The organism is Roseateles sp. (assembly GCF_031397715.1).
In the GTDB taxonomy this organism is placed as follows: Bacteria; Pseudomonadota; Gammaproteobacteria; order Burkholderiales; family Burkholderiaceae_C; genus Paucibacter_A.
In genome coordinates this window covers 1-4,309 of sequence record NZ_JANNMI010000326.1, presented here as the reverse complement: position 1 = coordinate 4,309, position 4,309 = coordinate 1, and the positions used below count along the sequence as shown (strand labels likewise).

The following is a 4,309-nucleotide window of genomic DNA, read 5'->3' as shown; positions in this document are numbered from 1 at the left end:
TATACCGGCATCCATCATGCAACGACGGTGGGCAAGCTGTTTCGCCCCGACAACCCTCTGCTGGCGAACTACAAGTGGGTGCCGATCGGCTACCACGGCCGCGCCTCGTCCATCGTGGTCAGCGGCACGCCTATTCGTCGCCCGCTCGGCCAGACCAAGGGCAGCGCCGACACACCGCAGTTCGGGCCCAGCCAGCGCTTGGACTACGAACTCGAACTCGGCTTTCTGGTCGGGACAGGCAACCCGCTCGGCGAGCCGATTCCGATCGACGAGGCCGAACAGCACCTTTTCGGCGTGGCCCTGTTCAACGACTGGTCGGCGCGCGATATCCAGCCCTGGGAATACCAGCCGTTGGGGCCCTTCCTGTCGAAGAATTTCGGCAGCACGCTGTCGCCCTGGGTAGTGACGATGGAGGCACTCGCGCCGTTCCGCGCGCCGCTCGTGCGGCCGGCCGGCGACCCGGAACCACTGCATTACCTCAATGCGGCGCAGGACCGCGCGCAAGGAGCGCTCGACATCGAGCTCGAGGTCTGGCTGCAGACCGCCGCGATGCGCGAGGCGGGCCAGGACGCGGTGCGGCTGACCCGCGGCAACACGCGCGAGGCGGCCTACTGGACGCCGGCGCAACTGGTCGCCCACCACACCGTGGGTGGCTGCAACCTGCAGCCGGGCGACCTGTTCGGCTCGGGCACGTTGTCGGGGCCCGGCCCCGATCAGGCCGGCTCGATGCTGGAACTGACCCAAGGCGGCAAGCAACCGATCACGCTTCCCAACGGCGAGACCCGCAGCTTCCTGGCCGATGGCGACTGCGTCAGCCTGCGCGCCTTCGCCGTCAGGGACGGCGCCCGCCGCATCGGTTTTGGTGAATGCGCGGCCACGGTGGTGGCTGCGCCGCAGCACTGACGGGCTGCTCAGCCTTCGATCGCGTCGTCCAGGCAATCGTTGTCCAGTGCGGCGATTTCGGCGTATTGCACCGCATTCAGCTGATGGCGGTAGGCCAGGTAGGCGTGGCGGGCATTGGCTTCGTCGTCGCCTTCATCGTCGGCGGCAGCGGCGGCGATGTGGTGCTCGGCAGCGAGCGAAAAATGGTGAGCCGCCATGCGGTGGTGGTCGCCGATCGAATCCAGCTCTTCGTCGTTGAACTCGTCCTGCAGAAGTGCTGCATTGTCCACAGGGGTGTCCAGCGTTTGCTCGTTGCTCATGGCTTGCTCTTCCGTTCAGATGAAGGGTCACGGCGACGTGCCGCAAGCGCAGCATTGCCGGTTTGTGTGAAGCCTTGGTGACAGCTCGGCCTGCCACAGCCTCGCTCAGCCCGCGTTCAAGAAGCTCTCAAGTAGCGATCAAGACGCCGGCGCCTGCAGCCAATGCAGGCTGAACCAGTTGTGCGCATCGGTCCAGACCGGCCCGGCCCGAAAGCCAGCCCGCTCGGCCAGCGCCTGAAAGCCGGCGACGCTGTATTTGTAGGAATTTTCGGTATGCAGGGTCTCACCGGCCTCGAACACATAGTCCAAGCCCTGCAGGCGCAGGACTTGGCGGCGCATGCTCAGTAAATGCATTTCTATGCGTTGCAATGGCGCGTTATAAAAGGCACTGTGCCGAAAGCCGTCGGCGGCGAATTGGGCGCCGAGTTCGCACCGCGCCCGCTCCAGCAGATTCAGATTGAACCGGGCGGTGACACCTTGGCTGTCGTTATAGGCCGCGTGCAGCAGGTCGGGATCCTTGATCAGGTCAACGCCGATCAACAGGCCGCCGCCGCGCAACTGCTCGGCCGTCATGGCCAGGAAGGCTTGCGCCTCGGGGGGCGTGAAGTTGCCGATGCTGGAGCCTGGAAAGAAGCCGACCCGCTGGCCCCCGGCCGGCGCCGGCGCTGGCAAGGCGACTGCCCGGCTGAAGTCGCCGACCACCGGCTGAATATTCAGCGACGGGTAGTCGGCCTGCAGCGCGGCGCAGGCCTGCAGCAGATGCGGGCCCGAGATGTCAATCGGCACAAAGGCTTGCGGTCGCTCCAACTGCGCCAACAAGAGCCGGACCTTGCTCAGTGCACCGGCGCCGTATTCGATCAGCTGTGCCTGGGGCCCGATCAAATTGGCCAGCTCGGCCGCGTGCTTGCGCAGCAGGGCCAATTCGGTACGGGTGGGGTAGTACTCGGGCAGCTCGCAGATCTGCTCGAACAAGGCCGAACCCTGTTCGTCATAAAAGTACTTGGGCGAAATACTGCGCTGGCTTTGCGCCAGGGCATGGTGCAGGTCGGCGGCAAAACCTTCTGTGCTAACGGCCTTCAACAGCGGTGCAAGGGTCATGTCTTGTCTCGGTAGGGGGCGAGGTTACGCGCCAAGCGCAGACCGCTGAATTGCCAGCGAGCCTGCGGCGGGAAGAAATTTCGGTAGCTGGGCCTAGCATGGCCCGCCGGTGTGGCCAGGCTGCCGCCGCGCAGCACCAGTTGCCCGACCATGAACTTGCCGTTGTATTCGCCGACTGCGCCGGCCCAGGGCCTGAAGCCCGGGTAGGGGTGGTAGGCGGAGTGGGTCCATTGCCAGGCCTGCTCATAGAGCTGGCTGATGCCGGCCAACTCGGCCGCGGCTTCCCATTCAAACTCGGTCGGCAGCCGGGCGCCGGCCCATTCGGCATAGGCGGCCGCTTCGTAAAAACTCAGCTGCATGACGGGCGCATTGGGATCCAGCGCCAGTTCTCCGGCGAGACCAAATACGCGCCAAGCTTGGGGCTTGGCCGATGCGCGCCAGTAGGCGGGGTGTTGCCAGCCCTGTGCCTGCACCAGCGCCCAGCCATCCGATAGCCACAGGCCGGCCCGGCGATAGCCGCCGTCCTCAATGAAGGCCGCGAACTCGCCGCAGCTCACCAGGCGACTGGCGATCTCAAAGCCGGCCAGCTGTACCTGATGGCGCGGGCTCTCGTTGTCGAATGAAAAGCCGGTTTGGGCCGCGCCGATAGGAACCAAGCCGCCGGGGTGTTGCAGCCATTCCAACGCGGTGGTCTCGTATCGATCCGGTGCCCCGGTTCGATAGGCGGGGGCCAAGGGGCTGGCGCTGAAGGCATGCAGGATGTCGCTCAGGATCAGTTCTTGGTGCTGCTGTTCGTGCTGCAGGCCTAACTCCAAAATCGCGCGGGTCTGGCTCCAGCTGTCGGTGTCGGCGTTCAAAACAAACTGCGCCAAGGCGAAGTCAATATGGTTGCGGTAGGCCAGCACCTCGGTTAGCGTGGGGCGGCTCAATAGGCCACGCTGCGTGCGCGGGTGGCGCGCGCCCAGCGCCTCGTAATAGGAGTTGAACAGCCGCGCAAAACGCGCATCAAAAATTGCGTAGCCGGGCGCCCAGGGCTGCAGCACCAGCGTCTCAAAGAACCAGCTGGTGTGGGCTTGGTGCCATTTTGTAGGGCTGGCGTCGGGCATCGACTGCAGCGCTTGGTCTTCGGCCGACAAGGGCGCGGCCAAGAGTTCGGTGTGGCGCCTGGTGGCTTGCAGGCGCGTTAAAAAGGCCGCGCGTTCGGCGCGCTCGCCAAGGTTGGGTGGGGTGCTGGCTTCGGTGGTTCGGATCATCACGCATCGGTCTCCGGTGGGCTGTGCGGCGCGGCTGGCGAACGGTAGCCTAAATTAATGACGCCTGCACGTGGACCTTTGCGCTGGGTCAATCCCGTTTCAGGGTGCCTAAGGCGCCGGCTGCGCACAGCCCTAGCGTGGCGCCGACGGCATCGGCGAGCAGGTCGACCCATTCGCCGTCACGCCCCGGTATTTGCAATTGCAGCAACTCGATGGCGCCGCCGTAAGCCAACAGCGCCAGCGGCAAGGCCAGCCACCGCTGGCGCCCGCTGCTCAAACTCCAGTGGCCACAAAAAGCCAAGCTGGCGAAAGCCATGGCGTGATTGAGTTTGTCCCAGCTGCTGCCGACGCCCTTGGGCGGTGCGGGAGTCAGGGCCAGATAGCTGATCGCGATCAGCAAGAGCATCAACGTGAGCCGCCAGAACTGGCGTGCCCGGCTTGAATCAAGGGCAGTGTGTATAAAAGTGGAGAACATGGGGGATGAACGGGTAAGTTCGGCCTTGCGGTGTGGTTGCGCGGCATTGTCGCCGCGCTCTGGCTCCCGCCAGCGCCGCCCTTACATCCCGGCGTAGTTGGGTCCGCCGCCGCCTTCGGGTGTGACCCAGACGATGTTTTGCGTCGGGTCCTTGATGTCGCAGGTCTTGCAATGCACGCAGTTCTGCGCATTGATCTGCAGCTTGTCGGCGCCGGCGTCGGTCTTGATGAACTCGTACACGCCGGCCGGGCAGTAGCGCGCCTCCGGCCCGGCAAACTTGG

At 65.0% G+C, this 4,309-nt stretch carries 6 protein-coding genes; 1 reads left to right on the top strand and 5 read right to left on the bottom strand.

Annotated elements, in window-relative coordinates; all coding sequences use genetic code 11:
• Positions 1–903: fumarylacetoacetase (gene fahA / locus RMO57_RS14340; RefSeq protein ID WP_310387721.1), on the top strand; the 903-nt coding region annotated here is incomplete at its 5' end.
• Positions 904–911: 8 nt separating this feature from the next.
• Here fahA and RMO57_RS14335 read toward each other — a convergent pair.
• The 5 genes from RMO57_RS14335 to RMO57_RS14315 all read right to left on the bottom strand — a co-directional run.
• The gene (locus RMO57_RS14335) at positions 912–1,202 is read right to left on the bottom strand and encodes a hypothetical protein (RefSeq protein WP_310387718.1); all 291 of its coding nucleotides are present in this window, start codon (positions 1,200–1,202) and stop codon (positions 912–914) included.
• 138 nt (positions 1,203–1,340) lie between these two features.
• Positions 1,341–2,300 carry an L-histidine N(alpha)-methyltransferase gene (gene egtD / locus RMO57_RS14330; protein ID WP_310387717.1) on the bottom strand — a complete coding sequence of 320 codons (960 nt, stop codon included), beginning with the start codon at positions 2,298–2,300 and terminating at the stop codon, positions 1,341–1,343.
• Positions 2,297–3,553, bottom strand: a complete 1,257-nt coding sequence (gene egtB / locus RMO57_RS14325; protein WP_310387715.1) for an ergothioneine biosynthesis protein EgtB — start codon at positions 3,551–3,553, stop codon at positions 2,297–2,299. Before egtB ends, egtD begins: the two co-directional genes overlap by 4 nt.
• A gap of 88 nt (positions 3,554–3,641) precedes the next feature.
• Positions 3,642–3,959, bottom strand: coding sequence for a VanZ family protein (locus tag RMO57_RS14320; protein WP_310387713.1), 318 nt, complete (start codon positions 3,957–3,959; stop codon positions 3,642–3,644).
• 150 nt (positions 3,960–4,109) lie between these two features.
• Positions 4,110–4,309 (bottom strand): 4Fe-4S dicluster domain-containing protein (locus RMO57_RS14315; protein ID WP_310387712.1); only part of this gene is annotated, 200 nt, incomplete at its 5' end.